Source organism: Allobosea sp. P1_A7 (genome assembly GCF_056406775.1).
In genome coordinates this window covers 1-3,175 of record NZ_JBFTZN010000435.1, presented here as the reverse complement: position 1 = coordinate 3,175, position 3,175 = coordinate 1, and the positions used below count along the sequence as shown (strand labels likewise).

The window sequence follows — 3,175 nt, the reverse complement described above, 5'->3', positions numbered from 1 at the left end:
GGTCACCCACAGGCCGCTCGCCATCCGGCAGCCGTAATTCTGGAAAACCTCGCTGCCGAAGAGATAGCCCGGATATTCGCACCAGCTCATCGCGTCGCTCCACCGAAGGCAGCAAAGCCGCGATTGGCACGGATCTCGAGACGCCCGACGCCCCAGGCCGAGATCAGCGAGAAGACCAGGTAGATCAGCATCGCCGCACCGAAGAACAGGAACGGTTCCTTGGTCGCGACATTGGCGCGGGTGGTGATGAACATGATGTCGGGCAGGGTGATGACCGAGACCAGCGAGGTCTCCTTCAGCAGCACCATCCAGTTATTGCCCAAACCGGGYAGCGCCACCCGGATGAGCTGAGGGAAGACCACGAGGCGGAAGGCCTGCCCCTTGCTCAGGCCGAGCGCGGCGGCGGCCTCGCGCTGGCCCTTCTGGATCGAGTTGAGGGCGCCGACCCAAACCTCGCTGGAGAAGGCGGAGAGCACCACGCCGAGCGCCACCATGCCGGCGACGAAGGGTGGCATGCTGAAATTGCCGGGCAGGCCGAGCGAGACCCAGGCCTTCTGCAGCACGATCTGGATGCCGAAATAGATGATGTAGAGCGTCAGAAGCTCCGGCACGCCGCGGAAAACGGTCGTGTAGACCGTGGCCAGCCAGCGCAGAACAATGTTCTCGGAGCGCTTGCCGAGCGCGACGATCAGGCCCAGCAGCAGGCCGAAAGGCAGGGTTGCCAGCGCGATTGCGATGGTGATCCCGGCGCCCTGGAGCAGGGCGAGGCCCCAGCCGCCGTCGCCGAAACCGAGCAGTGCGAGTTTGTCGAACATGGATAAGCCGGCGAGGGGAGGGAAATGGACCACCGCCGGCGCGCGAGGCACGCCGACGGGGTTCGGTCAGCCGGCTATTGTCACAGGATAGGGAACTTGAACCACTTGTCCTGGATCTTCTTGTGCGAGCCGTCGGCGATCGATTCGGCGATCGCCTTGTCCCACATCGCCTTCAGTTCAACATCGGCCTTGCGCACCGCGCCGGCCGTGCCGGGGCCGTGGATGGTGGCGTCACGCGGAACGTCGGCCGCCTTCTTGCAGCAATCCTTGCCCTTGCCATTGAGGAAGTCCTCGAGCGAGAGCGAGTCGGCGATGATGTAGTCAAGCCGCCCATTCGCCAGGTCGAGATTCGCCTCTTCCTGGGTCGGGTACAGGCGGATGGTCGAATCCTTGTAGAACTTCTCGAGGAAGTTGGCGTGGATGGTCGAGCCCTGCGTGCCGATGGCCTTGCCCTTCAGGGCTGCCGGCGAGATGTCGGTTCCAGCCGACTTGGCGCTGATCGCCCAGATCGGGGTCTTGGTGTAGACCGCGGTGAAGTCGACCTGCTTCTTGCGCTCATCGGTGGCGTTCATGCCGGCGATGATGATGTCGTATTTATTGGCGAGCAGCGCCGGGATGATGCCGTCCCAATCCTGGACCACCCAGGTGCATTTCACCTTCATCTTCTCGCAAAGCATGTTCGCATAGTCGATCTCGAAGCCTTCGAGTTCCTTCTTGGCGTTGAGATTGTTGAAGGGGGGATAGGCGCCTTCGGTGCCGATCCGGATCTCCTTCCACTCCTTTGCCTGGGCCAGGACGCCAGTGGCGCCGGCAGCCGTCAGCACAGCGGCGGCGATCAAACGAACGAAACCTTTCATGGTACCTCCCACAGGTTTGACCGGCCGGGCGTTTCGAGTTCCCGTGTCCGGCTTGTGCTTACAGATTGTGCGATCCTGTGCCCTGCCCGCAAGTGGGGGCATGCAGCTTTTCTGAGCGAAGCCGCTTAAAGGGAAGGCAGCGCAAATAATTGATTTTATTGATTATTTATGCCCCTGTCTGATTCCGCGCGGATTGTGCCTGCGCGCTTCGACACCGTGCTCAGGCCGCGCTGGCCCTGCGCTGTCCGCCAAACGCGGCAAAGACTGCCTCGCAGCGGTCGAGTCCCCAGTCCAGTTCCGCCCGGCTGATCGTCAGCGGCGGGGCGAATCGGATGACCGTCTCGTGCGTTTCCTTGGTCAGCACGCCGGCGCTGGCCATTGCCTTGACGAGCGCCTTGGCGGAACCCACTGCCGGATCGATATCGACGCCGATCCACAGACCGGCTCCCCGGACGTCCCGCGCGATACCGCGGGTCATCGCGGCAAGGCGCTGCTTCATGTGAGCGCCCTGTTCGGCGGAGCGCTGCACCAGCCGCTCTTCCTCGATGATCTTGAGCGACTCCAGCCCGATCGCGGCGGCGAGCGCGTTGCCGCCGAAGGTCGAGCCATGCGAGCCGGGCTCGAACAGGCGCATGACATCCCGAGAGGCAAGGAAGGCCGAGACGGGATAGACACCGCCGCCAAGCGCCTTGCCGACGATCAGGCCGTCCGCTCGGATGCCCTCATGCTGATGCGCGAACCAGCGCCCGGTGCGTCCGAGCCCGGACTGGATCTCGTCGAGGATCAGCAGGACGTTGTGGCGGTCGCAGAGTTCGCGCAACCGCTTGAGATAGCCCGCAGGCGGCATGACGATGCCCGCTTCTCCCTGGATCGGCTCGATCATGATGGCGGCGGTGCGGGGGGTGATCGCCGCCTCGACGGCCGCTGAATCACCGAAGGGCACCGTCACGAAGCCCGGTGCGAAGGGGCCGAAACCGTCGCGATAGCTGTCCTCGGAGGAGAAGCCGACGATCGTCGTGGTACGCCCGTGGAAATTACCCGCGGCGACGATGATCTCGGCCTGATCCCCGGCGATATCCTTGACCCGGTAGCCCCAGCGCCGTGCCGCCTTGATGGCGGTTTCGACCGCCTCGGCGCCGGTGTTCATCGGCAGCGCCATGTCCTGGCCCGATACGGCGCAGAGCTTCTCGAGGAAGGGGCCGAGAGGTTCGCAGTGGAAGGCCCGGCTCGTCACCGCGAGCTTGCGCGCCTGTTCGCTCAGGACCTTGAGAATACGCGGGTGACCGTGGCCCAGGCTGACGGCCGAATAGCCGCTCATCATGTCGAGCCGTTTCACCCCGGAGGTATCGGTCAGCCAGACACCCTCGCCATGTGAGAGCATGATCGGCAGTGGCGCGTAGTTGGCGGCACAGACCTGCTGCTCGAGCGCGATTGCATCCATGGTCGTTCTCCCTCGTTCCAGTGAGGGTAAATCTGCCGAGACGACCGGTTCGTGTTGGAATC

Annotated in this window: 3 protein-coding genes; all 3 read right to left on the bottom strand. The window is 64.0% G+C overall.

Annotation, left to right across the window (positions count from 1 at the left end; genetic code table 11):
* Positions 1-86: 86 nt before the first annotated feature.
* The 3 genes from AC1D34_RS35805 to rocD all read right to left on the bottom strand — a co-directional run bounded on the left by AC1D34_RS35805 (position 87) and on the right by rocD (position 3,113).
* Positions 87-815, bottom strand: a complete 729-nt coding sequence (locus AC1D34_RS35805) for an ABC transporter permease (protein WP_476826817.1) — start codon at positions 813-815, stop codon at positions 87-89.
* 80 nt (positions 816-895) lie between these two features.
* The gene (locus AC1D34_RS35800) at positions 896-1,672 is read right to left on the bottom strand and encodes a transporter substrate-binding domain-containing protein (protein WP_441489200.1); all 777 of its coding nucleotides are present in this window, start codon (positions 1,670-1,672) and stop codon (positions 896-898) included.
* Between the two features lie 220 nt (positions 1,673-1,892).
* A complete protein-coding gene (gene rocD, locus AC1D34_RS35795) occupies positions 1,893-3,113 on the bottom strand; it encodes an ornithine--oxo-acid transaminase (protein ID WP_476826816.1) in 1,221 nt (406 codons plus the stop codon).
* Positions 3,114-3,175: the final 62 nt, after the last annotated feature.

What these genes read in the sequence shown, in the direction of transcription:
- AC1D34_RS35800 (WP_441489200.1), bottom strand. Translation starts at nt 1,672, where the DNA reads ATGAAAGGTTTCGTTCGTTTGATCGCCGCCGCTGTGCTGACGGCTGCC.
- rocD (WP_476826816.1), bottom strand. Translation starts at nt 3,113, where the DNA reads ATGGATGCAATCGCGCTCGAGCAGCAGGTCTGTGCCGCCAACTACGCG.